Origin of the sequence: Natrialba sp. PRR66, assembly GCF_034808065.1 — an archaeon.
Classification (GTDB): domain Archaea; phylum Halobacteriota; class Halobacteria; order Halobacteriales; family Natrialbaceae; genus Natrialba; species Natrialba aegyptia.
In genome coordinates, this window is the sequence record NZ_JAXHGN010000170.1 from 1 (window position 1) to 258 (window position 258).

The 258-nt window shown below is 66.3% G+C and carries 1 pseudogene; it reads right to left on the reverse strand.

The features are described 5' to 3' along the window. Positions 1–258: pseudogene (locus SM755_RS23890) on the reverse strand (glycosyl transferase); the annotation flags it as partial.

Sequence of the window (258 nt, forward strand, 5' to 3'; positions counted from 1 at the left end):
GGTCGGCGGCAGCCACGTGAGAAAGCACCGTCGACGGGTCGAGATACTGGGTCATCAGGGCTATCGCCACGACCGTCAGCAGCGTCCCAGTGACGACGGTTACGCGGCGGTCGATCCGGGGGCTGACGGCGACTTGCCACCAGGTTCGAAGGATCTGGCTCCCCATCCCGAACACGTCCCGGACGAGGTCGACTTTCGTGTCGCCTTTCGGCGTCCACTCGACGGGGAACTCCTTGATGCGGTAGCCCGCCCGCTGGG